Consider the following 25,580-nt stretch of genomic DNA (forward strand, 5'->3'; position numbering starts at 1 on the left):
TTATCAAAAATATACACTATTCTAAAATGATAATATAATAAAAATTCCAGTTGTTTTTTACTCTTTGCTTTTTGAGCAGTTTTTTCATGGCTTGTAGGCTTGTCTTCTTTTTTTTTAAAAAAAACAGTTTCGTTTGGCATGAAAAATGCTATTATTTTTCATAATCAAAAAACACGTAGTTTGATTATACAGCTATTAATAATTTAAATCTAAATAAAGGATACAAAAATGAGAGCTACTACTTTTATAATGTTATTGGTGATGATATTTACTTGTAATTCTTATACTTACGCAAAGAGCGACATGCGTAAAGACTGGATTAAAGAAAAAAAACAAGCAAGAAAAGCATTTAAAGAAGCATATGAGGATTTTATCGAAGGTTTGTCGAAAAAAGAAGCGAAAGAACAGTTAGAAGAACTTGGATTAAAATATGGAGATAAAGAGTTAGAAGATTATATTAAATTTGATAAAGATTTCGGACCAGCGATCGATTCTTTAGTGACTTATCACGAAATCGAAATTGAAACTCCAACAGTAGAAGAGATTATTGCCGATGAAAAAATGTGGGAAATCGCACGAAAAGTGGCAAATGGTGTTCACGAAGAGCACTCATGGCTCTACTATACCAGAGATCATGGCATAATGTCGATGAAGAAGATTTATGATACTTACATCAACGGTAGTACTCAAATTAACATTTCAAGTGAGACTAGAGATCGATGGAACAAAGCAAGTAAGGCAAATTTTGATGAAGAACAATACACCGCAATAGCTGGTGATACTTTGGCGAAACTGAGAAAAAAGACTTACGAAGAAAAATATGCCTGGAAATCTTTATTGAGTCAAGTCACAAGTTCAGAAGAAGTTGAGGATTATTTAAAAGATATAGAAGCTAAAAAACATAATCTCGATTACAAGGTTGTTAAAAAGGCTAGAAAACTAGCGTTGAAAAGATGTAATACTTATAGTCAGGCAGTTAAAGATTTACTTCATACAATGAGAAAAGGAATAAAGAAGGAAGATGATAAAAAAGTTAAGAAAGAACTAAAGAAAGAATCAAAAAAATTAAAGAAAGAGTTAAACGATTTGCTAGAAGTTTTAAGAAGTTTTGCGAAAAAAATCAAGAAAAAATATTAAGGACAACCATCAATTTTAAAACCACCATGGTAACAGCCAAAGGTAATGATCACCTTTGACTGTTACCGTTTTCGTAACTACAGTCGAATGAACTTAACATTTTGGAGAGCATAGAAACAATACATGCAGTTTCTCACGCAACTCCAAGGCTTTGAAAAGTGGTGCAAATACCGGGGAAAATGGTGTCAGGTCAGGGCCAGTAAACGGTACTGTAAGGCTTATTTTAAAGTAATTGCAAGCAAGCAGTCTTTACGAAGACTGTAAATAAAGGCTTTGCAAAAGTAACTACATCTATTTACTTTATTTTATTTGAATTACATGCCATTCAATAAATAATCGATAGCCAGGATTTGATTTGTTTTTTGTGTTTTTCGCTTAGTTGGTTGCCCGTTAGATATATGTAGGCAAGAGAAGATAAATCGCCTATTTGTGCTGGGTGAAAAACGGGTAAGCCTTAAATCTGACGTGGGCAATCCCCGCGAACAGGTAACTATGAATAGGAAATCGAACATGTGTTCTAACTGTTGTAAGTATTAACAAAACCTAATCAGATTAACAGGTTTTGGATGAGGCTTAGAGGTTAATTATTTCGTAATTAATTCCACTCTCGTAGGGTCTCGGCAGAAAGCATGATTCTAAGGTTACGCAAAACGGATATCAGGAACGAAGTAACCATTATGAGTGCTCTTTGGAAAAAGAAGGTTAGTTAGCCGTAAGCCTCATATTGGAAGGATTGAGTAAGAAGCGAAAGCCTTATAGATGGACTTGAAACAAAAAGCACACCCAATCAGGAGAGTGTGGATTCCCAAACCTGGAAAACAGGAGAAACGCCCACTTGGTATACCAACAATGGAAAATCGCGCGCAACAAATGCTAGTCAAATTAGTAATAGAGTCAGAATGGGAAACCAAATTTGAGGCAAACAGTTATGGCTTCAGACCAGGAAGGTCAGCACATGATGTAATAGAAGCAATCTATTCTGCTAAAAAAATTAGCACTTGCTGAGTTCATCGCTCTTTGATAGATTCTATAAACTTTGCGAATAAGTACTAAAAGAAAACGTAGGAATAAGGTAGAAAAATGAAAAAAATTTTAAAAGAAACAGTTGGGCCAGGAGTTTTTACTCAATGGCAGGAAGTAGATGTAGAGATATGTGCCTTTATTGATTTGGGGATAAAAGTAGTTGTTAATGATGAGTATACAGGATTAGTTTATCAAAATCAGATTTATGACAAGTACAAAAAAGGGCAAAAACTCAAAGCATATATAAAATGTGTCAGAGAGGATGGGAAAATAGATGTTTCTTTGCAACCGAATCAAAGCTCACATGTTTTTTTAACTGCCGAAAAGATCCTAAAACATCTTAAAGCCGCTGGGGGAAAATCTAGGTTTAATGATAAAAGTTCTCCTGAAGATATAAAAAATGAGTTTCAAGTAAGTAAAAAAGTGTTTAAACAAGCAATCGGACATCTGTATAAACAATTTAGAATAAAGATTACAGACAAAGGGATAGAACTCATTAAAGATTAGAATAAAGCAAAAATGGTGTCAGAATGGAATGTTGTTCTTCGTCAAACGCAAATAGTTATTTAAAAGGGGGACAGACCTTATCGCAGAGACAAACTTATATAAAAAAATAAAGGTTTTGTTGGTTTGATAATTTATGGAATCCAAGAAAAAGAGAATAACAGAGAAAATAGTAACTGAATAAAAACTCAATTATGAAGAGAATTCTGTGCACAAAATGACACATTGAAGAGTTGTAAACAGACTTTGAGCATTGTAAATTTTCGTAGCTATTTCGCTTTGGGTTACAGTAGAATGACTCCCTAGCTACTATCTATATTGGTTTTGGCTTTTCTCAGAGTGTATATTTCTTTTTCTTGCGCTTTGTAATTTTTGCGTTTTTCATAGTATTTATGATTGGCATGTTTTTGAATGATATTTTGTGCAAATTGCTTTGAACCGTATATAATGCCATAAGTGAGTGGTTGTTGCTTTTTCAGTAAGCCTTTTTCTTCCATAGCTGACTGCATTATTTGACGGTATTTTTTTTGCCTTTGCTTTGGTGAAGAACTTAACTGTAAATATTGATCGTGGTAATCTATTTTGAAAATACCTTTTCCATAATCATGCTGTCCGTAGCTAGAGTATCGCCACTCTTTAGGATGTTTAGTTACACCATTGCGCGTCATATTTAGTTCGACGTAAAAAAGGCAATATTCATGTAATACTCTTCTGATTCTATGATAGTTGAATGGCATCTTCCTCTCCAAAAGTGCCCCGTTTTTTTGTACTTTTTGTTGTATGCTTTTGTAAAATAACCTTGGCTGTACTGCATAAAAAGAGATAGGTTTTTATTTTCTAGCGTGCCTAAAATCAAATGGATATGGTTATTTGTCATGCAAAATCCATGAATACATACACCGTACTTATCTCGCGCTTTATTTAGCATTGTTAGATAGAGATCAAAGTCCTCGTTGTCATTGAAAAAATACTGGCGATTATTTATAATCTTCATGCCAGACCAGGACCAATAAACAGTACTTAGATATAGGAAAAACAGGAGATACAGTAACTGGTCGATCTAAGAGGTGGTAACTAGAAACATTCCATAGTAAGTCATTGATAAAATAAAGACTTTGTAAAGCTTATAATTTTTGTTAATTGTTCAATAAAATAAGAAAGAACTCTTATTTTGTTATTTTTAAGTCTAAACTAGCTAAGTATAAAAAACGAAAATATTGGCAGAAAAAATCTAAATCGATTATTTATTGAATGGCATGTAATTCAAATAAAATAAAATGAATAGACACAATTGCTTTTGCAAAGCCTTTATTTACAGTCTTTACAAAATCTGCTTACTTGCAATTGTTTTAAATTAAGCCTTGCAGTACCGTTTACTGACCCTGGTCTGGTATTGAATTAAACCCTAATGTCGAATATTAGTTCTATCAAGTACGGTTTTGAATAAACCTTGTCGTACATATTGAATATTAATAAAATCCATAACATTGTCAATGGGAGTATATATTCTAGCTACGGAAACACGTTTTCTGTACAACTCTCGAAGAATTTCGTTCTTTAAATTAGGCTGTTCTTGATTCATAAAGTTACCGATAAATTTTTGTTATTGTACCTTGAGTACTCGCGATCTCTTTTATAAATGATAACCGCCAAAAAATATTACTTTGTGCCCGATGCATCCCAAATACCAAAAAATGGGTAATTTTTTTGTGAATGATTTACGTTGTCAGCTCCGTTAGCTGCAATTTTATTGCCTTTAGCATCGAAAGAGCAACCATAGAAAACTCCTTCTGTACTAAATGAAAAATATGAATTGAGTGTTATGGCTTCGTCTTTGTTGCGATTTTTGTACATGTTTTGTTCTAGGCGTGGCCATAGATAAAGAAAACCATCCTCACCGCAACTGATCATCTGACCAGTTTTGGGATTTGTTGTAAGATGCAATACTTTACGCGTGTGATCAGAAAAATGCACAAGTGGTTTGAGTTTATCACCTATAATTTTATATTTTGTTATGTGCTCTTTGTCTGTCAGAAAAATGTAGTCACTATTTGTTTGTTCGTCGTATTGCAATAAACACTTTCTATCTTCGGCGTTAATATTAATCGCTTTTTTAAGTTTAAGTGTTTTTGAATTTATTAAGTACAGCCATTTATTTCTGCCTGTTACAGCAACAAGGTCCCTACCGTTCCACGAAATGTTAACTAAATCTTGCTTACTTTTAGCATAGAAGTATTTGGTGTTCTTTATCATATCTTTTATTTTATGTGCACTATTGCTAATAATAGCACCATCGCCATCAAGTTCTAAGTCGTAAATCCATCCTTTTTTGCCAACAGCAATAATTCGTTTATCATTGTTAACGATTGCGAATCTTTCTATTCCTGCATTACCAACAAATTTTGTTTGCCGCCGTTCGAATTTTTCTAAATCCCAAACACTTACTGATTTATCAAATCCGCAAGTATATAGTATTCCCATTTTATTGAACGCAGCATGGGTTATGAGAGAAAAATGTCCGGTTAACCTATCACGTCCGTTGCGCGTAATATTTTTTCCAGTTGTACTATCAAACAAAGCTAGCGATGAGAGTTGACCCACTACAACTTTTTGAGAATCTGGATGGAATATACAGAATCGTGTAAAATTGTTAAGATTTTTGCGGATAGGCTTTGACGAGATATCTGTATTCCATAACTTGATGTTGTTACCTCCAGAGACAATATTTTTACCATTATTGACGAACATACAAGAGTTTAGCTTGGTATGTCCAGTAAGAGGTATATCTTTGCCGCGATCAATTGTCAGAACTGCTTTCTTTGTATTTTTAATGTTTATGTTCCATAAGTGGATACTACCATTTTGCGTTGCGATAATAATTTCTTTTCCGTCAGGGCTAATATCAAAATCAGTAATAAGGCTTTTAAACGTAATTGTTTTGACAAGACTATTATTGGAATTTTGTTGATTACTTTGGGTATCTTTCCATAGATTTTGCTGCCAAAAATATAGTTTGCGCGCGCTTGAACTTATGACAATATTTTTATGCACAGGGTGTATTTTACACTGCTTTATAAATGTTTCGTGGGGACCAAAAAATCGCATTTTCTTAGAATGAAATGCATAGAGATATTTGTTTTGTGCACCACCAATAATTATTTTTCCGTTATCAGCAATATCGCAGCAAGTAAAATCAGCGTTGATGAATTTTATGTTTTTACTACGTTTAACTTTTACCATTTGTCCTTGAAGGTGTTCTTGTGGAATTGAGAAGGCAGCGAGAGTTTTACGACTTTTTATGTCGACAAGTATCAATGACTTTGTGTAAGATAAACTTTGTAGATTTGTTTTATCAAAGAAGTTGATTTGATCTATTGTTTGTCGAGCAATAAGTATCTTCGAACCATTTTTACTAAAACACATATCGTTAATTTGTTGTTGGAATTTTGCTTTTTCTTTTAAATGCGCAGAGAGCTCTGCAGCAACCGAGAAAACGGTTTTTTTCCAAGTATTACTATTCCACGTAAATATTTTTCCCAAAACATCGCCAACAACAATGTGAGATCCGTCTGGACTTATAGCGCAGGCTCTTGTTCCATAAGAAGTGGGAATCAACAAACGACCTTTAGATTTTTTGTTTAAATTGAAAAAAGAAGCGCCTTCGTTGTGATTGATAACAATTAAGTTATTGTTACTTACTCTTGCCTCTTTGATATTTAGTTCTGGCATTATGTTGCTGATGAAATGTGGTAACTCATGGTGACTACGATTTTTTTGCCATTGATATTCCCATAAGTATTCTGCATCAGGAAATTTCTTGAGTGTTCTCTCTAAAACATTGTTTACTGTGAGAATTTGTCGTTTTTCATTGCGGATATTTGCGATAATTAAATTTGCCTTGTATAAACTTTCTTCAGCTTCTATTTTGAGCTTTTTGGCGATTTCTTCAGCTTCTTTGGCTTTTTGTTGTTCTTTTTGTGCTTTTTGCTTTTCTTTTTCGGTTTTTTGCTGAGCGGTGATTGCTGTCTTTTTTGCTTTTTCTGCTTCTTGTTGCTGTTTTTGTGCAAATCGGCGACCTCTTTCAGCGAGAAATGCAATGGCCGATAAACTCGTCAAAATAAAGACGATAAGAAATGTTAACATTTTATTGCGGACGATGCTTTTTTTGATTCGCACCAAATTTGTAATTGGTTGCGCATTGACAGGACGATTATGTATAAAATTCTCTAAATCTTTGGCCAATTCTTTTGCATTTGCATAGCGTTTTTCTGGTTTTTTGTGTAGACATTTCAAACAGATAGCTTCGAGATCTTTAGGAATGTCTGGATTCAAAAGAGATAGCTCAATAGGGTCTTCCGTAAAAATCTGACACATCAATTTCATAGAACTTCCTCCTTGAAAAGGAGGTCTTTTTGATAGTATTTCATAAAGAGATGCGCCAAGAGAGTAAATATCGCTGCGTGCGTCTACATTTTTGCCGTTTGCTTGTTCAGGAGACATGTAAGTAAGAGTGCCGAGAACATCTCCCGTTTTTGATAGTGGTTGTTCTTCTTCTAATTTTTTCGCGAGGCCAAAATCCATGATTTTTGGTTCTTGGTTATTCTCCATCATAATGTTGGACGGTTTTATATCGCGGTGAACGATTCCTTGTTCATGAGCATAATGTATGGCCTTGCTACACTTAGACATAATAATTGCAGCTTTGCGTGGTGTAAAGTTTTTACTGCGTATTAAATACGATAAAGAGCGTCCCTTGATAAGCTCCATGGTAAAGTAGTTTTGCGGATGCGAACCGATTTCGTAAACTTCGACGATGTTAGGGTGTTTTAAAGAGGCTGTTGCACGTGCTTCTTTTAAAAAACGTTGAACTTGTTTTTCTGTTAACGCCCCCGATCCCAAAATTACCTTGAGAGCGACACTACGACCTAGACGTTCGTCGCGAATGCGATACACGGCTCCCATGCCGCCAGCACCCAGTTTTTCTTCGATTATATAATGATTGAAGCACTCTTTTGGCTTCATTAACTCTCTCTTACCATGCCCAATCATACTACTCGTAAATAAGGCGCTGTTATTTATTTCCGAACCACCACCAAAATGAGCATTATCGCTTGCAATATTGGAATCAACTCTTGTAATGTCGTGATTAGTATTTCTTAGTAGAGATGCATTATCATAAGTGGTAATACCAGACACTTGTTTATTTTCAATGCTACTCATCGGTAAGGCGCTGTTATTTACTTCCAAACTATGACCAAAACCATCATTATCGTTTGCAATATTGGAATCAGCTATTGTGATATCGTGACTAGTATTTCTTAGTGGAGACGCATTATCATAAGTGGTAATACCAGAGACTTGTTCATTTTCAATGCTACTCATCGGTAAGGCGCTGTTATTTGCTTCCAAACTATCACTAAAACCATCATTATCGTTTGCAATATTGGAATCAGCTATTGTGATATCGTGACTAGTATTTCTTAGTGGAGATGCATTATCATAAGTGGTAATACCAGAGACTTGTTTATTTTCAAAATGAGATGTTGGATTTGTAGGATTCATTAACATAGCGCTATTTTGTGATGTTTGCTTCTGCAAAATTTTTCCTATGGTTATTAATTGTTGAGGGGTAATAAAGCCGAGCTTGACTGTTACTTGACTTAGGGTAAGTGTTATTCCTTTTTGCATAGATTGTTGTTGAATTGCATAGCAATTTTTCAATCTTTGCTTGTCGATAAATCCTAGCTCTAGTACCTTATTGGCAAATAAAGTATCTTTGTCATTCATAATAAGCGGAGTCCGTTGCATAAGAATATTGAGAAATAAAGGGTGAAAGAAGAAAAAGGTAGAAAAAATGTGCTAAAAAAGGAAAATAGCCATAACTTCAAAACTAAAATAAAGGTTATGGCTATGATAAAATTAGAAAATCAAGATAGCAAATTTAGGTTAGTAACAAAAGGATTTTGTACAGAGTGGTTGAAAGATACCAATGAAAACAGAGAAAAAGCCAAAAAAACATTTCTAAGTTTGAGAAAGTATTGGGGAGATTTCTTTAGAAAAGAGGAATTACAGGAAGTACTAGGAATTAAAGAAGAGGTACCAAAGAAGACGGGCGAGTTGTTAAAAAAGCTGTTATCAAAAAAGAACAAAAAGTAGTCGTTGAAAAAGCAGCGATCAAAAGAAAGCAAAGAGCAAAAAAAGAAGTAGTTGTCGAAGAAGAGCAAGCGGTTGTAGAATTTAAAAATAACAAATTTAAAGTAATAGTAAAAAATTTTCGCAGCAAGTGGGTAACAGACACAAGGTACAATAGAAAGATAATAGTAGTAGTAATGCTAAGGTACATAGAAGATAAGAAAGGGCAAAACTTATTTTCACTAGAAGAATTACAACTTTTGTCTTATCTTGGATGATTATTACGTTTTAAGTTATTACGAGTCTGGCATTGAATTAATTCGAAAAAGAAAGAAATAGTAGACGTAAAACTCTTAATAAAGTCATGGAAGTTTTTAAATATACTATAAACGAAATCAATATTTAGAGAAAAGTGAACAATTTAATACATTATTTTCTAGATGCTGAATATAGGGCGTGTCATCATTCAAAATATTGTGTGTTTTTTCGAGCCCGAGCCCGTTTGCGAGCTCGTTTCCGAAACTTTCACTAACAATTTATCAAAGAAGCAAAGTTTCTTTTTCCATCGCAAAAAACTAGTATTGAACCAATAAATCACTTTCTGTCGCTCTCAAAAAGTTTTCGGGCGCGGGCTCGCAAACGGGCGCGGGCTCAATACTACTGGCGTATCATTAAATGAATCCGTTATATTTTTATCTGTATTGAATGATGACACGCCCTAGTGAAGATGAGGATAATAGTTTTATTAAAGGATATGTAAGTTTTAGAAGTAAAAAAACACAGAAAAGTCTTAAATACTATAACAAAGTCATTACTCTTAATCTAAATGCTTACAACAACCGTGCTTTACGCAAATTTAAAAGAATATCATAAAGCTCTTGCTGGCTACAACAAAGTCATTTACTCTTAATCCTAAATCCCTGAACGCTTACAACAATCTGCTGCGATCTTGATGCTGCGCAAATTATGAAGATCCTTGATTCTCGAGAACGGAAAAACTTTATTAGTTCATTTCTATGCTTTGTAAAATGCTATAATTACTTCGACTACGATCGCAGATACGGTCAAATTTACGGACTTTCTAATCGATGACACCCTAATTTGAAATGTTAAAATATTGAATCATTTTTTTTTGATAAGGCGAGTTATTATTCGGAATTTATTACTAGGGTGTGGACACGCCCTAGATAATAGTAAAACGTTTTGAAGGTTGTAGTGTAAATATCAGAGTGAATTAGTGTCAAGAGTATCATGTCGTTGGAAAGGTGAATGACATGCCTAAGCGTGTTATCAATTAGTTTAAAAGTTATATAAAAACTAAAGTTAAGTTATTATAAAATTGGTGCTGTAATCATCGCCAGAATTTAGAGTTTTTGTAAGTATGGTGTACAAAAGATGAAATTTTTCGCTTTCTGTATTAAAAACACTTTACTTTTTTTTGCTACGACTACGGTTAGAGTTAGGCGCAGAGCTGCGGTCAGTTGCGAATTTTTCAGCATAATGTTTTAATTGATAACGCGCTCTAGTATAAAAAATATATTTGGGTATCAATCAAATGACATTTGGGGCTTGATATGGAAAATAGTGGAGAAAATTCAGTAGTTACTTCTAAATCAAAGAGAAAAATTAAGCAATACGAAATAATAGAAGTAATCGGCCAAGGAGGTATGGGAAAGGTTTATAAGGCTCTAGATACTAATATGCAACGGATAGTTGCTTTGAAGGTAATGTTAGAAAAGAAAACCGAAGTTAGTTTACAGCGTTTTAAACGTGAAGCTTTGACAATGGCTAAGTTAAATCATCCCAATATATTAGAAATATACGAATCGGGAAATGACGGAGATATCGCCTTTATTAGTATGCCTTTCATCGAAGGGGAATCGCTCAAAGCTTTGATGAAAAAAGAAAAACTGCCTTTACGACAAATTGTAAGAATGATAGCTAAAATTGCTGAAGCAGTTGACCACGCCCACAAAAATGGAGTTATCCATCGTGATTTAAAACCAGACAATATCTTACTTGACGATGGCGAACCAAAAGTGATGGATTTTGGTTTGGCAAAACTATCAAAATCTTCGCAAAAACTATCTAAAACAGAACAATTTATCGGCACATTACATTACATGTCACCGGAACAAGTTTCAGGGGAGAGACTAAACAACCAATCCGATATCTATTCACTGGGTGTTATTTTGTACGAGTTACTAACTGGGGCAGTTCCAATTCGCGGTAAGAACTTTGCTAATCTAATGGTTGAAATGATGCGCAAGGAAATTGTTCCACCATCACAACTTAATAAGAGAGTTTCAAAAGATTTAGAAAATGTATGCTTGAAAGCTTTAGAAAAAAAACCGCAAGATCGTTATGGAAATGCACGCGCTTTTTCTCGCGATTTAAAAAGATCTCTTATTGGAAAATCATCAGTAGCTATGTCGCCAAAGAATGCCCTTTTTCGCCGTAGTAAACGTATCTTATCGCAGCATAAACATTTAATTATTGCAGCATCTATCTTACTATTATCATGGGCAACAAAAAATATAATGAGTGAGACTGTTGATCGTTACCAAGTGCTAATAGACGACAGTGAATTTATAGAAGATCGAGAACAAGTAAGTGATCCAATAAAGCAAAAGAAAAAAGAGAGAGAAGAACAAAAAGCACTTGAACAAAAAGCACTTGAGCAAAAAGCACTTGAACAAAAAGCACTTGAGCAAAAAGCACTTGAACAAAAAGCACTTGAACAAAAAGAGAGAATTCTTAAGGAAAAAAAGCAAGAAGACCAAAGAAAAAAAGAGCAAGTGCTTAGAGAAAAAAATAACCAAAAGAAACTTACACAAAAACAAGAAGCGCTTAAGAAAAAACAAGAAGCACTTAAGAAGAAACAAGAAGCACTTCAAGAAGAGCAAAGACAAAAAAAATACAAATTCAAAAAAATTAAAGCGAGGAAAAGGAATAAAAAGAAATATAAAAAAAGTGATATATACAAAATTTTAAAAAAGCGAAACATCGAATATGAAAAGATTAGAGTGTTTTCTAAACACGAATACCTTGTGATGAATACAAGACAAAGTTATTTAGCAGCAAAAGAACTTTGCGCTGCTATTGGAGGCTATCCTTTAACAGTAACAACGACCAAGGAAAGTGATTTTATTACCTCTTTATTGCAAAATAAAAAAGCTTATTGGCTTGCTCTGGAAAGAAATAAAAAAAATGATTTTGAGTGGATTACTGGAGAGTCTATTTCAAATACTAATTGGAATTTTATTCATAATCCTTTTGGAAAGGGTGAAGACAAAAGTACTGCCGTGGTAACGGCGAAAATAGATGACCAAAAGACAATGTGGAGTAAGAGACAAAACAAGGATAAATACTTTGTTATTTGCGAATGGGGTTCTCGTCGAAGACCAGAATTGCCATCACAAAATCGTACAGTTCTTGCGAGTATGTATATACAAAAATCTCTAGTGAATTCTTACAATTCAGCAACATCTTATAATTTTTTTAATCAAAGATACCAGAGCCTTATGCTTAATAATCCTATCGAGCCGATGGTTTTAGACATTAATATAAAAGAACCTGTGACAAAAAAAGTATTTTTGGCTTTACAGCATTTTGCTGGTAGCTCAGAAGGAAAATCTAATACTAGAATTAATGTCCAGTTGAATAACAAACTGGTAACTCAGAACTTTCAAATTCTTAATTTAGGTCCAGTAGTCCATTTTTTTGATATTTCACAGTATGTAAAACAAGGAGCAAATAAACTTACGATTGGCTTATCCCGAACAAGTAATACTCTTTGTTTTTTTAATGGATTTTATATATATAATCTTAGGTAGAGCAATGAATAATAATGAATCGAAAAACACAACGAAATTTGATCGTTATGAAGTAGGTAAAATCATTGGAGAAGGTGGCATGGGGCGCGTATATAGTGCTGTTGATCTCCAATTAAAACGTAAAGTCGCGTTGAAAGTAATGCAACAAGATGATGAAAAAGGTAAATTACGCTTTTTGCGTGAAATAAAAACAACTGCAAAACTAAAACATCCTAATATTGTGAATATTTATGGTTCTGGCTACAAAGATAATTATCCATATTTTGCAATGGAATTTATAGATGGTGATGATTTACATGAATTTGTTCAAAATGAACATCCTTCTATGCGTAGCATTGCTGAGATTATAGCTAAAGTTGCTCAAGCAATTTCTTATGCACACAAAAATGGCGTTATTCACCGTGATCTAAAGCCAGAAAATATAATGATGAAAGGCACTGAACCGAAAGTTGTGGACTTTGGTTTAGCGCGAGTTAGTCAACACTCGCAACAGCTTTCTAAAAGCGGTGCTATGATGGGAACAGTTCAGTACATGTCGCCAGAGCAAACACAAGGTACTAGAGTAAATAAATATTCGGATATATATTCTATTGGGGTTATTTTATATGAATTATTGTGCGAACGTTTACCATTTACAGGGAGTACTTCGCCAAAAATAGTTCAACAAATTTTAAATAAAGCTCCTGTTCCTCCTTCGAGAATAAAAAAAAGAGTACCTGTTGAATTAGAACTTATTTCCCTTAAATGCTTAGAAAAAAAACCGCAAGATCGTTATCAGGATGCTAAGGAATTAGCAGCAGAATTGCAGCGGTTTATTAATGGAGAACCAATCAAAACAAAACGTAAATCACAACTGAAGAGTTTACAACAAAAAACTTCTCTTTCCACAATAATGATTTATATAATAACTTTGATTCTTTTACTTATTATTCTTTCTCCACAAAGTGACCAAAGGCTAGCAATTAGTGACGTATATAATATACTCGAAGATAAACATATTGCTTTTACTAACATAAAAAGTTTTGAAGGACATCAGTACTTAGTTAGTGAAAAGAAACTAACTTATACCAATGCATTGAAAGTTTGTAAATTACTTAAAGGTCATCTAGTAACAATTAGCAACGCGAAAGAAAAAGAATTTGTTACGTCTATTGCTAAACAAAATAACGGTTATTGGACTGGTTTAATCGAAGATCAAGAGTCAGAAGGTTTTAAGTGGTATACAGGAGAATTAATAGAAAATTTTTATCCATTAAAGAGTGAAAACATAATTCTCTCAAATAAAAACGGGAAATTATCATGGATTACACGTCAAGAAAAAGAATATGCCTTTATTTGCGAGTGGGGTCCATTGAATGAATAATTAAAAAGCTAAAATGTAGACCTGATCAAATGTCAGGGAGCGTCCAGTTCCAAGATAAGACAAATATTGTAGTGGTATAATTAAATGTCAGGATGGTATTTACGAGAATAAGGAAACAAACGCGCAAATACAAAGCAAAATTCGCGGTAAAATGGCATTTATGCCAAACTCGTAATAACTTAAAAATGGCATTCAAAATGGCATTCATGTCAGACAGAACTTATAATGTACCTCTTTGTGTAGAAAAAATTTTAGAATTTTGTCACATTTGTATATATCGGCAGGGATTACTATAAAAATTGATAGGTGTGTTATCAATTAAAGTTCGTTCAATTGACACCCGGAGTCAAACCTCAGAAACAAGAAGTTGAATTTTTTACGAAGCTGGGGCTATGATATTATGGTAAATTTCAATAGACGTAATCCCTTACAAATCTCAGAATTTAGCGCTAAAAATCCTGACTCAAAAATGAATTACACGAGTGCAAATAATGAAATTCCCTCTAAATCGTGCGCAGAAAAAATAACCCAAAGTCTTTACTAAAAGTTGTAGAAGAGTCTTGGATCATGATGTAGCAGTTAGTTTTGTGGCGTTTACTTCACTAAGTATTTAAATATGAGATTGGAGTTTTATAAAAGCATTGATATCTAAAGCACTATAAAATCTATCTTTTAGCGGGTTTAGGAAAAATATGACCCGATAAAGTTGCGTCATTCATGGAATATAAACAATTTCTTTTTCTTTTGAATGAAAACCACAGGAGCGATATTCAAGTTTAAAATGAAATAGGATGATTGTATTTATTGCTAGCCTCTATAAGCTCCAAAAGCTGCTGTAAAAAATTATCCATTCGTTCTTTGTCTTGTTCTTGAAAAGAAAGCTTTTGCAAAAATATTACTTCTTTGTGTAAATCACTTATTCTAGACACGTTCATATGAGAACCGCAATGTGTTCCAGAATATATTATTTCATTCCAGATAATGGGAATATTTTCTTGATATTTATTCACTTGGTTTCGAAGATTTGATATTAGAGTTATATTTCCAAGATAATGTTCGCATGCCACGCCATATTTATGGTTGCACATTTCATCATCAAGCCATGGTATAAAAAAAGGATTATCGCAATTCAAAGAACCATCATTTAATACTTCAATAACCCAATCCTTGGGTGGAAGAACATTCATTCGCTTCGTTTGAAAACAATTACAATAAACAGTTGCATCTAATCCCATGTTTTCACTCCTTGAAAAAATTGCGCTTTTATAAAATCACGTATAAAACGTTTTATTCTTAGTAGGTGGTTTGCCACAGTCATCCCAATAAATTTATATCAAATTTATATGATTAAAACAAAATATTTGATAACGCGCTGTAGAATTTTATGTTGATCAGAGCTTTGACAGAGTTGATGATCAAAACTTATTAATGAAAAGAGGTTTTTTGTTTTTGGGGGATAGAAAGAGTTCTTTTATTGTTGGAATTGATAATTTTCTCTTCTTACCTTTTTCGTTTTTTGGAATTTCTATTTTCCTATATTTCGTCGTTTTATATGTCTCTTCGCGCAATTCTTTTTGAATTAACAGTAGAAATTCTTTTCTCCCTGTCAACTCTATTTCTGCAAATGTTATCTTCTCAATTCCTGCACTTCCGTTGTTGCTTTTCGCTTGTATATACGATTCTTCTAACGTTTCATACTTACATACATGGGCATACAGTCCCCAAAATCTCTTTTCTTTTTCAGCTTTCGCCTTGATATATCTTTCTTCTCAGATCTTGCAAATTTATGGATGCTTTTCTCATTTCATCCTTGCCTCTCTTTTTTTTGAAAGATTTTCTAAAAGTCTGGTCGCTTCGCTCCACAGACGTTACTCTGCTTCTACACTACTATCAACCTGTCCGACTGCTTCTCATCTTTCAATCCATTTCCTGCTTTTACAGTTATAGGATCTACCTTACTCCAGAAGTTTCTTTCTGGGATGAGGAAGCTCTCTCCAGTTCCGTAATTATCTTTCTTGCATACCGCCGCTGCTTACCCCGTTAGAATACATTCTCGTTTCAACTAGTTTTCGATTTTGTATACTACCTTCATCTTGACAGAACAGACTCGGCTTCTAAATTTAATCATTTCGAGGTTACTTGTACGTTCACTTTCGTTGCGGTCTACTAATTTACTCGCCATTCCTTGAATGACTTTTTCAACAGGCTTCGAATATTTGATTTCTCGCATATTCGCTGTTAAGCTACATAGCTCTAGTTTTTACTATGGAAGGACTTTCACCTTCTAGGTAATTACAGCAGAGTTTTTCTACAACTACAACTAGCATAAGATGTATCTTTTAGTTAAATTCGCGTTCTAAAGTGTGAAAATCAATTTCAAATTCCTTTTTATGCCCTCGTTTTGTATTTACAAAAGATTTTTTCTCTTGTATTTGAAGAGTATTTAAATCTAAAATTTTTTCTCTTGAACGAAAAAGCGATACAACATGTGGTAAAAATTTTAATACCTGTTTACATTTCGGACAATAATCTATCCAACCAGAAAAACAGTGTTCATTATTGAGCCATGTATATGCTGCAGTTAAAAAGTAAAATGTATGTGATTTATCACAGGAGCACAGCTTTTTCATGTTAACTATTTCATTTAATAAAATAATATTTTTTTGGTCTTTCTTTAAATCTAAAAAAAAGTCTTTCATTTCTAATTTATAATTATATGCATTTAGTTTAACAGTATCCGATTTACTAGAGATTGTTTCGTAAATATAAACCTCACCTTGAAAATTTTTTGGATCTTCACAAAAATTAACTATTGATTTAATGTACATTTTAAAATTTTCGATTTCTTTAAAATTTGGCTTTATATTTTCAAACATTTTTTGTATTTTTTTTGACTTTTTACAAAAAACTATATAATCCAAATTTTTTTTGTTTCTTAAATCACAATAAGAAATAATTTTTTGATTAGCAAAATACAAAAAAATAAGAATAAGTAGCAATGAACAAAAGGAAAGAAATAACAAACCAAATACATTAATAAATTTTAAATAAGATATTATAACGAGAAATATGTTTAACAATAAACTTAACAATATAATCAAAGTCAACATTATGTTGTAATAATTTTTGTTTTTTTCTTCAATTATATCAATAGCTTTACACCAAATTTTTTCCGTAGACATGCTTACTCCTCTTAAAAATACCATTTCATTCGGTGAGAAACATCTCGTTTCTCACCAAATTTCTAATCACATGATAAGAGAGGTATAGCTGTACCAATTGCGGTACTTACAGTTCCCACGGCAGCTAAAGAGTATGCTGCGACATTGGCTCTCAAACCCGTATTTCTTTTAATATATTCAAATATATAGGCTTCCAAATTCTAAATCTCCAGTTTTTAACAATTTTTTTATTGCCCAAATATCAGCATAATTTTCTTTGCTTACTATTGATCTAAATCTTCTATGTAGATTTGGGTCTGCAGCATGACCAAATTCGTGAAATAAAGTCTCTTTTAATCTGGTTATGTTAGTGAGTTCTCCTGGGTCTGCTTCAAGTTTTGTTACATAATTAATATTATCAACTGAAAATGAACTTAAAGTTACTCTTTTCATTGAGAAGTATCTTTTTCGTTGAGTTTGTCATCAAGTTTTTTCTAAGTCTATCACCCATTTAACTGAGTCTGACACTAATGCCATTCAGTTAAGAGAAAAGATAATTCCATAATGTATTGATTTACTTATACTTACATTATTTTCTTGTTTCGGATTTAATGTATATTTAGAGCGAAGTATAAATTTAAAATATACATGAGAACTTTCATAAGAGTAAGAAATTCCTCTGCTGTATCAGTGTACTGAATTTAGGGTCAAGTGGAAAACGACAATAAAGATGTTCGCTGATCAACATAAGATTTTTATATTAAACGACTTATCGTTAACTGAATGACATTCGAGTCTGACACAAGAATTGAAAAATTTGGTTCGCATCCACTACATCTTGCGTAAAAAAGGTCTGACACCCTTATAAAATGAGGTAGGGTCGAAGGCTGGCGCATTACCTTTAGGTAGAAGGTTTTTCCATTATGCTCTTTCGATTGCAAAAAGGGTTCACATATTCTACCGTTGATATGTTTCCAGCAGCCGCCCGTTCAAACGCAGCGGATGGATTTCCCATACTACGCTTTCCTAATAGATTTCGTATCAAGGTTTATGGAACTTATCAACTGTACAGCTTTCAGGATATACAAACTTTGTAGTTGGAAAATAATCCAAGTTTTTGTATAAAGTCCTTACTCCACCTTTTCCAGCCGATTCCTCTTCTTTTACTTGCGCGCTGCATATGTTTTCGAACTTTGGTATTGATCCAGTCTTTTACATATGAGAAGCATTTAGTAGAGTTTCCAAAGCGAAAATAGTTTACCCATCCTTGAATAATAGGATTTATCTGATCAATAACATCCAGTATATGTCGCGAGCAGTTTATTTTGAAAACGTTCTTCATTTTCCTAATCACTTTTGTTCTTGCACTCATTTTCGGCGTTGTTAGAGGAAACCATTTTCCTTTCTTCGATTTTATTCTCTTTATATCGAAGCCTAGAAAAGTTATTTTATCACCTTTTCTCAGGTCTGTTATATTGGTTTTATCTTCGTTCACCTCTACTTCGATTTTGTGCAATTCTTCTTTTAGTCTTTTTGTTATTGCGTTGATTATCCACCTTTGACTCGGATGAGAACTGATCAATATCTTTATATCGTCGGCGAATCTCGCGTATTCGATATTCGAATATTGGCCATTTGTTGTTACCGTTTTCGCTTTTTCCAGCATTTTGTCTACTTCATTTAAGTACAGGTTTGACAATAACGGAGCCAGAGAAGAACCCTGTCCTACTCCTTTTCTTCCGCAACTTTTCAGGATTAGCTTTATTAGTCGCATTATTTGCTTATCATCAACTCTTATCGCTATTTTCTTCAGTAATATATGGTGTCTTATCGTATCGAAATAATTTTTCAAATCGACATCTAACACTATTGTTTTTCCTTTTAAAATTGCCACTTGTACTTTTCTTAATGCTTGGTGTTGAGATCTTTTTGGTCTATATCCATACGAACCTTCTTGAAAATCTGCTTCAAATATTGGTTCTAGTATTAACTTTAGAGCTCCTTGTACTACGCGATCTTTTATTGTTGGAATTGATAATTTTCTCTTCTTGCCTTTTTCAGCTTTCGGAATTTCTATTTTCCTATATTTCGTCGTTGTGTATATCTCTTCACGCAATTCTTTTTGAATTGACAGTAGAAATTCTTTTCTCCCTCTCAACTCTATTTCTGCAAATGTTACCTTATCAATTCCTTCACTTCCGTTGTTGCTTTTCGCTTGTATATACGATTCTTCTAACGTTTCATACTTACATACATGGACATACAGTCCCCAAAATCTCTTTTCTTTTTCAGCTTTCGCCTTGATATATATCTTTCTTCTCAGATCTTGCAAATTTATGGACGCTTTTTTCATTTCATCCTTGCCTCTCTTTTTGTTGAAAGATTTTCTAATAGTCTGGCCGCTTCGCTCCACAGATGTTACTCTGCTTCTACACTACTACCAACCCGTCCGACTGCTTCTCATCTTTCAATCCATTTCCTGCTTTTACAGTTATAGGATCTACCTTGCTCCAGAAGTTTCTTTCTGGGATGAGGAAGCTCTCTCCAGTTCCATAATTATCTTTCTTGCATACCGCCGCTGCTTACCCCGTTAGAATACTTTCTCGTTTCAACTAGTTTTCGATTTTGTATACTGCCTTCATCTTGACAGAACAGACTCGGCTTCTAAATTTAATCATTTCGAGGTTACGTACACGTTCACTTTCGTTGCGGTCTACTAATTTGCTCGCCATTCCTTGAATGACTTTTTCAACAGGCTTCGAATACTTGATTTCTCGTATATCCGCTGTTAAGCTACATAGCTCTAGTTTTTACTATGGAAGGACTTTCACCTTCTAGGTAATTACAGCTTGCTGGACGCTCTCTGTCACTGAATAGCTCCACGCTCCGCAAAGCATATAAATCTAATGATGAACTACTACTTCAAGAAGCTGAAAAACTAATTTCCAATGGATTAGGAGGCTCCAATATGGATCCTTGGGTAAAACCTGCTCGAGAATATAATGTAAACTTTCCTGTAGAACTTGGAGAACAAGAGAGAATGCCTTTTTATATTGACATGGGGGCAAGCGCTGTATTTCGTCAAAATTCTTCAAATACTGGGTCAGCGGATCAAAATACAACTTTGCTTGACGATTAGCTTCGAGGAAATTGATAGCTTAATATTTGCTATTTTTGATAAAAAATTTGAATTAAAAATAGCAAATATTAATAAATTACGTTCTCTGGATACTTCCATATGTAACTATAGAAAAGAGTCCCAGAGAACAACGTCTATCCATTTGAGTCTAATTACTAATAGTCCCTACGGTGCTAAAATGATTTAACAATATTATTTTGAGCTATTTGATTATTTCAAATTTTCTATTTCTGGCGGCATAATGCCGCCACCTGAGAATAAAATTACTTTTTATAAAAGAGCTTATTGTTTGTACTACCTACATTCCCGACTTTTTTTAGCAGCTTTTTTTATTTTTGAAATCCTTTTAAATAAAGACATTCATAATTTTTGAGTATTAAACCGTAAGTCGCATTTTGGAATAACAAAAGTGCCAATTCAAGGATTTTTTGTGTAAATTTCGCGAGCAAATCAAATTTTTAATATATTTTATATTTTTTTACTGCAGAATGTAGGTACTATATTGAGCATTTCAAATTAAAAATCCTGGCTATTCGTGAGACAAGTGCTCATTCGTTGGATGAACTAATAAATAATATCGGAGGTTTTATGAGTAATATAAAAGTCATCTTTATTTTTATCATGGGCTGTTGTGTTTTTGCTAATAGCGAACTTGATATTCAAATAAAAACTACCTCAAAGGCATATGTTAATGATCAAGTAGATTGTGTAATCAGCGTGTCTAATAACACCAATCATGTAATAAAAAATATTATTGTCAAACATCAAGTTCCTGCAGGATTTACATATCGAGGGCAAAAAACAGGTCAATTTGCATTAAAGTGGCGTATTACTTCTTTACAACCAAAAGCATCAAAACAATTCATTTTTTCTCTTCATACGCTTTCTGAAGGAATATTTGCGATGCTTACTCAAGTATTTGTTGTCGATAAACTTTATGAGATTCGTTCTACGATAAATGTAGTAGTTCCCAAACTAATAGTTGAAGTCACTGCTAGTTCAAAATATATTTTTGTAGGCCAACAAGTCGTACTAAAAATCAAGATAAACAATATAGGTAGTGGTTCTGCTTATAATGTTAATGTATTAGGTGTGCTAGATGAAGCTCTTAAATGCATAAATTCCAAACCTAAATCAGTAAAAAGCCAACAAGACTTGTTAGATAATCTACAGTGGAAGATACCAGAAATCGCTAGTGATCAGGAAATAGTTTTAGAGGTGATTGCTCGTGGTGTAGGTATTGACCAAAGCTTTCCATTTTCAGATAAAGTTTACAATGGACGAAACGCTTATAGAGTTGTTGTGAAAGCGTCAGATAAAGAATATAGTGATACATGTCATGTTCAAGTTGATGGGCAAAAAATGTACATGCACATTTCAACATACGATATGGCAGATCCAGTAAGATTAAACCAGGAAACAGTTTATGTTACCATGGTAAGAAACGAAGGTACGACCATAACAACCAATATTATAGTTAATAGTAATCTTCCCAAACAAATGGAATTTGTAAGTGTTAAGGGGAGTCATTATATCTATAACAAAAATATCCACCAAGTTAAGTTCGCTAAAATCGAAAGTTTACAGCCTGGAGAGAAAGTTATATACAAGATAATTTGCCGCGTTATAAAGGAAGAAGGCACTGCCAAATATTCTGCATACTTACGTCATGACCAGTTTAATCGCTATATTCTTGATGAAGAAGGAACATCGATATACAAGTAATATTACTGAGATAGTCAATGCAATTCAAAATACTACCTATTTTTATTTTGATAAACTTAATAGAAATAAAGGAATCATTGATCCTCTGGGACACGAGACATATTTCGAATTTGATGCTGTTGGAAATCGAACAACTGTTGTTGATGCTCTACAACAACCAACATATTTTTATTTCGATGATCTCAATAGAAACAAAGGTATTATTGATGCTTTAGACAACGAAGTATACTTTGAATTTGATGCTGTAGGTAATAGGACAACTTTTGTTGATCCATTAGGGCTTACAACCTATTTTGCTTACGATGATATCAATCGTCTTACAAGCACTAAAACTCCGATAGATGCTTTGAATTATTTTACTTATGATAAAGTTGGAAATGTCATTGAGACTGTCGATCCACTTAATAATCCAACTACTTATGAGTTTGACGATGTAAATCGCATAACTTCAATGACCGATGCTCTGAGTCGTAGTGAATACTACGCTTACGATGGTGTATCAAATCTAATATCATGCCAAGACAACGATCAAAATACTACTTATTATTCTTATGATAACTTAAATCGACAGATAAAGATAGATTATCCTGATTTAAAATTTAGTTATTATGAATTTGATGCAGTATCAAACATGGTGAATATAACCAGTGAAAACGGTGTTTCTTATTTTGTTCATGATGACCTTAATCGTCTCACTGAAGAAAAGCAACCTTCTGGTGATACTGTGGTGTGTAGTTTTGATGCGATAGGAAGAAAAGAACTTATCACATCTGGCTGGACAACCTACTACGAGTACGATAATGCTAATCGCATGACTCTCAGTAAAATAGATGTTGGTGGTGGCGGATGGGGAGAAGCCGCATGGGGAACTTCTCCGTATGGTGGATCTGTTGATGAAACTAAAACAAATTACTATGAGTATAATGATGTTAACAATTGTGCGAAGAAGGTTTATGCAAATGATACGTTTTGCGATTATAATTATGACAGTGCCAATAGATTAACGCAACTGCTTCATGCAAAAGAAGATGGAACGCCATTAGTGTATTTTGAGTACCAATATGATAAGGACAGTCGTATCACTCATGTATTGCGTGAAACTGGTGACCATATCTACCTAGAATACGACGATGACTCACGTTTAACCAGTGAAACCTGGAAAGACAGCTCCTTTGCAAAAATCTATGCTTTCGAGTGGGATTACGACCTTGCTGGTAATCGAGTATACGAGAATAATCGCGGAACAGAAACTTATTTTACTTTTGATGCTGACAATGCCGTTACTGTGTCGCATAATTTAAGTGATGGGCATTCATATTTTACTTATGATAGTCGTGGCAATTGTACAATTATCGAGGAACCTTCGGGGAGTACTTATTTTGAATTCAACAATGCCAACCTCGTGACCTCGATAAAATACCCCTCTGGAGTAAGTAATTACTTCCACTACGACAGTTTACTCCGCCGCTACGCCATGGAAGATTCTGATGGTTTAAGATATTTTTCTTAGGACTACAGTGGGCTCAAACTCTTGACCGAAAGAGACGATCAAGGCGAAGTAACGGCTCTTTACTCTCACGGATACTCTGCTGTACCTGGAATTGGAAGCGTTACCAACGTTCAGAAGTTTGAAAACGATACTGTTTTTGATCAGACTACCGCTTGTGACCATCGTGGATCTGTGTATCGATTGACCAATGATGATGGTGATGTGGTTCTCTGCTGAGTACAATGCTTTTGGGGAAGTACTTGATGAAAGTAACACAGGTGCTACAAACCGCTTAGGTTATCAATCGAATTGGTTGACTCTCAAAGACTCTGGTAATGAGTTAGTTATTTCTCCTGCGAGAGTTTATTCTGCTAAACTTGGAAGATTCTTGCAAAAAGATTTCTTGTTTCAAATGACTTTGCTCCGTCAGCAAGGCAGCTATAGGAATAGCATTTTTCGAGGAAGACAACGCAGTCTTTTTAGTGTTGATAATTTTGGACTTTATGAGGCTTTTAGTGGGAATTCTTATAGTTATTCAGACGCAATGGGGCTAACAACATGGATTCTTAATGGAATTAAAGTTGAATTAGAAAACCCATCAGAACAATTTGTAAATCAAGTAAAAATTAACTCTTCGCTTCATCCAGATCTGCATAACTTTGCTGTAAGAGCTCGCATTATATGGGCTACAAAAAAAGCGTTTGAGGCTATAGAAGGTATGTCTGACTTTTTAGATAACCAATTACCCAACTTATCTGTATCAGGAATATCTAGCGCAATGAAAGAACCAACCATAAGGAATCAATTTAAACAAAGATACCAAGATTTATGGCAAAAAATTAAAAAAAGCGAAATAAAAATAAAATTTGGAGGAATTGTATGTGATGACGACCCGGACTGCAACTTTTATACTCTAGGAGAACCAAACAAACCTTTGGATCGTACAATTGGAATTTGCTCTAGAGCTGTAAATAATGAGATAGATAAATTGGCTGCTGCTATAGTTCATGAGCTACTCCACATATTTTTTGGTTTAGAAGATCCTAGAGAGTATGCCTCAGATGGAAGTAATGGTCAGTCTGTGATTTTTGAACCATCTAAAAATACTATTTATGGAATTGATGCAGATGGAAACAGGTTTTTATTAGAACAAGCAGGTAGTTATCGCTTCGATCAAAATGGTGTGCCGTTTGCAAGTCCGCTAGATGATCCTGAAGCTTATGAAATATATACGTATCAATATTTACACAATAATAAGTAAGGAATACTAATGTATTGCAAATTTTTTTGCATTTTTTTTATTTTTATTTCAGGTTGTAACTGTTTAAATGATAAAAAAGCAAATTGTAAGTATATATTTGAAATCGGCTACGTAAGTAAAATAATTACCGAGCTGAAACATACTTCAGACCATAAAAAGATAGCAAGCATATTAGCTATTTTGGAACTTGTACCAGGTGAAAAAAAAATATACTCTTTAATTCGCTCGAAAGTGAATTTTGATGCTAAAGATATTAATCTAAGTTTACTATTTTCTTTTATTTCATGTCTTGCTTTCGAAAAAGATAATGCTTCATTTAACTTTTTGAAAAAGTTATCGAAAAACCATAATTATTATGGTTATTCAGTGAGGTCTAATGTTCATAGAGTCATCTATTTAAGAGAATATCAAAAAGGTGTGTATCAAAAAAACCTATATGGTCTTGGCCAAATAAAATTAAATGTGAATCCTCCTGTTATAGGTATAAAAAAATTAATTTTAGAAGAATTGTTATCTTCTCGTTACCCATATATAAGCTCTTCTAAAAAATTCTACATTAAAGAAAAAAATAAAATTTATATTTTAGCTTCGAATATTTGGACAAAAAAAAATGAAATGAGAGGCTCTTTTAATTTTATTGATTTTGATAGCTGTTGTTTTTCAAAAGACAAAAAATATGTTTACATTCGAGGATTGCAAACAGGAGGGATTATACGGAAAATGACATATGTTCTACAAGATTTTCAAAAAACTTGGAAAGTTATTCAAATAATTAAATAAAATAGTACTTTTTATGTTTCCCTTTGCTAT

General features: G+C 33.5%; 18 protein-coding genes and 1 pseudogene. 12 read left to right on the top strand and 7 right to left on the bottom strand.

What is annotated here, in order from left to right; all coding sequences use genetic code 11:
* Positions 1–228 precede the first annotated feature (228 nt).
* The 3 genes and pseudogenes from UABHE_RS24835 (at position 229) to UABHE_RS24845 (ending at position 2,667) form a co-directional block, all read left to right on the top strand.
* Positions 229–1,137 (top strand): hypothetical protein, encoded by a 909-nt coding sequence (locus tag UABHE_RS24835; RefSeq protein ID WP_372366004.1) that lies wholly within the window; start codon positions 229–231, stop codon positions 1,135–1,137.
* 759 nt (positions 1,138–1,896) lie between these two features.
* A pseudogene (locus UABHE_RS24840) lies at positions 1,897–2,127 on the top strand (reverse transcriptase domain-containing protein); the annotation flags it as partial.
* A gap of 90 nt (positions 2,128–2,217) precedes the next feature.
* Positions 2,218–2,667: a type I-B CRISPR-associated protein Cas8b1/Cst1 gene (locus UABHE_RS24845; protein WP_372366005.1), complete on the top strand. Its 450-nt coding sequence runs from the start codon at positions 2,218–2,220 to the stop codon at positions 2,665–2,667.
* Between the two features lie 299 nt (positions 2,668–2,966).
* Here UABHE_RS24845 and UABHE_RS24850 read toward each other — a convergent pair whose 3' ends face one another.
* The 3 genes from UABHE_RS24850 to UABHE_RS24860 form a co-directional block, all read right to left on the bottom strand.
* On the bottom strand, positions 2,967–3,332 hold the full coding sequence (locus UABHE_RS24850; RefSeq protein ID WP_372366006.1) for a hypothetical protein: 366 nt from the start codon (positions 3,330–3,332) through the stop codon (positions 2,967–2,969).
* Between the two features lie 2 nt (positions 3,333–3,334).
* Positions 3,335–3,658: a transposase gene (locus UABHE_RS24855; protein WP_372366007.1), complete on the bottom strand. Its 324-nt coding sequence runs from the start codon at positions 3,656–3,658 to the stop codon at positions 3,335–3,337.
* Positions 3,659–4,323: 665 nt separating this feature from the next.
* Entirely contained in the window at positions 4,324–8,451 is a 4,128-nt protein-coding gene (locus UABHE_RS24860) for a WD40 repeat domain-containing serine/threonine-protein kinase (RefSeq protein ID WP_372366008.1), read from the bottom strand.
* 42 nt (positions 8,452–8,493) lie between these two features.
* Here UABHE_RS24860 and UABHE_RS24865 point away from each other — a divergent pair, with 42 nt between their 5' ends.
* From UABHE_RS24865 to UABHE_RS24875, 3 genes are all read left to right on the top strand, one after another.
* Complete coding sequence (locus tag UABHE_RS24865; protein WP_372366009.1) at positions 8,494–8,820, top strand: hypothetical protein; 327 nt, start codon at positions 8,494–8,496, stop codon at positions 8,818–8,820.
* Positions 8,821–10,370: 1,550 nt separating this feature from the next.
* Positions 10,371–12,632, top strand: coding sequence for a protein kinase (locus UABHE_RS24870; protein WP_372366010.1), 2,262 nt, complete (start codon positions 10,371–10,373; stop codon positions 12,630–12,632).
* Positions 12,633–12,636: 4 nt separating this feature from the next.
* Positions 12,637–13,995, top strand: coding sequence for a protein kinase (locus tag UABHE_RS24875; RefSeq protein ID WP_372366011.1), 1,359 nt, complete (start codon positions 12,637–12,639; stop codon positions 13,993–13,995).
* Between the two features lie 776 nt (positions 13,996–14,771).
* On the opposite strand, the gene UABHE_RS24880 is transcribed toward UABHE_RS24875, so the two are convergent.
* The 4 genes from UABHE_RS24880 to ltrA form a co-directional block, all read right to left on the bottom strand.
* Positions 14,772–15,230, bottom strand: coding sequence for a hypothetical protein (locus UABHE_RS24880; RefSeq protein ID WP_372366012.1), 459 nt, complete (start codon positions 15,228–15,230; stop codon positions 14,772–14,774).
* Positions 15,231–16,334: 1,104 nt separating this feature from the next.
* Entirely contained in the window at positions 16,335–16,871 is a 537-nt protein-coding gene (locus tag UABHE_RS24885; RefSeq protein WP_372366013.1) for a hypothetical protein, read from the bottom strand.
* 483 nt (positions 16,872–17,354) lie between these two features.
* Entirely contained in the window at positions 17,355–17,609 is a 255-nt protein-coding gene (locus tag UABHE_RS24890; RefSeq protein ID WP_372366014.1) for a hypothetical protein, read from the bottom strand.
* 622 nt (positions 17,610–18,231) lie between these two features.
* Positions 18,232–19,509, bottom strand: a complete 1,278-nt coding sequence (gene ltrA, locus UABHE_RS24895) for a group II intron reverse transcriptase/maturase (protein WP_372366015.1) — start codon at positions 19,507–19,509, stop codon at positions 18,232–18,234.
* A 615-nt stretch (positions 19,510–20,124) separates the two neighbouring features.
* On the opposite strand from ltrA, the gene UABHE_RS24900 reads away from it, so the two are divergent.
* The 6 genes from UABHE_RS24900 to UABHE_RS24925 all read left to right on the top strand — a co-directional run bounded on the left by UABHE_RS24900 (position 20,125) and on the right by UABHE_RS24925 (position 25,550).
* Positions 20,125–20,295 (top strand): hypothetical protein, encoded by a 171-nt coding sequence (locus tag UABHE_RS24900; RefSeq protein WP_372366016.1) that lies wholly within the window; start codon positions 20,125–20,127, stop codon positions 20,293–20,295.
* 588 nt (positions 20,296–20,883) lie between these two features.
* Complete coding sequence (locus UABHE_RS24905) at positions 20,884–22,020, top strand: hypothetical protein (protein WP_372366017.1); 1,137 nt, start codon at positions 20,884–20,886, stop codon at positions 22,018–22,020.
* Positions 21,965–23,530 carry a hypothetical protein gene (locus UABHE_RS24910; protein WP_372366018.1) on the top strand — a complete coding sequence of 522 codons (1,566 nt, stop codon included), beginning with the start codon at positions 21,965–21,967 and terminating at the stop codon, positions 23,528–23,530. The genes UABHE_RS24905 and UABHE_RS24910 overlap by 56 nt, the downstream gene beginning before the upstream one ends.
* 21 nt (positions 23,531–23,551) lie before the next feature.
* Positions 23,552–23,746, top strand: a complete 195-nt coding sequence (locus UABHE_RS24915) for a hypothetical protein (protein ID WP_372366019.1) — start codon at positions 23,552–23,554, stop codon at positions 23,744–23,746.
* Complete coding sequence (locus tag UABHE_RS24920) at positions 23,718–24,770, top strand: hypothetical protein (protein ID WP_372366020.1); 1,053 nt, start codon at positions 23,718–23,720, stop codon at positions 24,768–24,770. Before UABHE_RS24915 ends, UABHE_RS24920 begins: the two co-directional genes overlap by 29 nt.
* A 9-nt stretch (positions 24,771–24,779) precedes the next feature.
* On the top strand, positions 24,780–25,550 hold the full coding sequence (locus tag UABHE_RS24925) for a hypothetical protein (RefSeq protein ID WP_372366021.1): 771 nt from the start codon (positions 24,780–24,782) through the stop codon (positions 25,548–25,550).
* Positions 25,551–25,580 lie beyond the last annotated feature (30 nt).

It is taken from the genome of Candidatus Uabimicrobium helgolandensis (genome assembly GCF_041508025.1).
Lineage (GTDB): Bacteria > Planctomycetota > Uabimicrobiia > Uabimicrobiales > Uabimicrobiaceae > Uabimicrobium > Uabimicrobium helgolandensis.

Excerpts from the sequence above, each read along its gene's own strand:
- UABHE_RS24835 (WP_372366004.1), top strand. The coding sequence starts at position 229 with ATGAGAGCTACTACTTTTATAATGTTATTGGTGATGATATTTACTTGT.
- UABHE_RS24845 (WP_372366005.1), top strand. The coding sequence starts at position 2,218 with ATGAAAAAAATTTTAAAAGAAACAGTTGGGCCAGGAGTTTTTACTCAA.
- UABHE_RS24850 (WP_372366006.1), bottom strand. The coding sequence starts at position 3,332 with ATGACGCGCAATGGTGTAACTAAACATCCTAAAGAGTGGCGATACTCT.
- UABHE_RS24855 (WP_372366007.1), bottom strand. The coding sequence starts at position 3,658 with ATGAAGATTATAAATAATCGCCAGTATTTTTTCAATGACAACGAGGAC.
- UABHE_RS24860 (WP_372366008.1), bottom strand. The coding sequence starts at position 8,451 with ATGAATGACAAAGATACTTTATTTGCCAATAAGGTACTAGAGCTAGGA.
- UABHE_RS24870 (WP_372366010.1), top strand. The coding sequence starts at position 10,371 with ATGGAAAATAGTGGAGAAAATTCAGTAGTTACTTCTAAATCAAAGAGA.
- UABHE_RS24875 (WP_372366011.1), top strand. The coding sequence starts at position 12,637 with ATGAATAATAATGAATCGAAAAACACAACGAAATTTGATCGTTATGAA.
- UABHE_RS24880 (WP_372366012.1), bottom strand. The coding sequence starts at position 15,230 with ATGGGATTAGATGCAACTGTTTATTGTAATTGTTTTCAAACGAAGCGA.
- UABHE_RS24885 (WP_372366013.1), bottom strand. The coding sequence starts at position 16,871 with ATGTTTGAAAATATAAAGCCAAATTTTAAAGAAATCGAAAATTTTAAA.
- UABHE_RS24890 (WP_372366014.1), bottom strand. The coding sequence starts at position 17,609 with ATGAAAAGAGTAACTTTAAGTTCATTTTCAGTTGATAATATTAATTAT.
- ltrA (WP_372366015.1), bottom strand. The coding sequence starts at position 19,509 with ATGAAAAAAGCGTCCATAAATTTGCAAGATCTGAGAAGAAAGATATAT.
- UABHE_RS24900 (WP_372366016.1), top strand. The coding sequence starts at position 20,125 with ATGGATCCTTGGGTAAAACCTGCTCGAGAATATAATGTAAACTTTCCT.
- UABHE_RS24905 (WP_372366017.1), top strand. The coding sequence starts at position 20,884 with ATGAGTAATATAAAAGTCATCTTTATTTTTATCATGGGCTGTTGTGTT.
- UABHE_RS24910 (WP_372366018.1), top strand. The coding sequence starts at position 21,965 with ATGACCAGTTTAATCGCTATATTCTTGATGAAGAAGGAACATCGATAT.
- UABHE_RS24920 (WP_372366020.1), top strand. The coding sequence starts at position 23,718 with ATGATGATGGTGATGTGGTTCTCTGCTGAGTACAATGCTTTTGGGGAA.
- UABHE_RS24925 (WP_372366021.1), top strand. The coding sequence starts at position 24,780 with ATGTATTGCAAATTTTTTTGCATTTTTTTTATTTTTATTTCAGGTTGT.